Annotated in this window: 1 protein-coding gene; it reads right to left on the reverse strand. The window is 65.6% G+C overall.

The features are described from left to right. A partial coding sequence (locus tag EOD29_RS32715; protein ID WP_164763994.1) for a DUF5801 repeats-in-toxin domain-containing protein occupies positions 1-262 on the reverse strand: 262 nt, incomplete at both ends.

Below are 262 nucleotides of genomic sequence, written 5' to 3' on the forward strand. Positions count from 1 at the left end.
GTAGAGCAGCACGGACTGGCCGGTTGCGGTGTCGGTGAGGCCGCTGGCACTGCCGGCCTGGCTGATGCCGAGCGCATAGATGGTGGCAGCGGCGCCATCGGCGCCCGCATTCGAGGTGAATGAGGTTGAGAAGTCACCGGTGGCGTTGGTCGTCAGGACGGTCTCGTCGACTGTCACCTGCGGTGGAGTGCCGCTCGCCGTGATGCTGGGTCCGTCATCCTCGAAGTTGAGATTCTGGCCGATATTGCGGCTGGCCGAGGCC

The sequence above is a fragment of the Mesorhizobium sp. M1A.T.Ca.IN.004.03.1.1 genome, from assembly GCF_003997555.1.
Classification (GTDB): Bacteria; Pseudomonadota; Alphaproteobacteria; order Rhizobiales; family Rhizobiaceae; genus Mesorhizobium.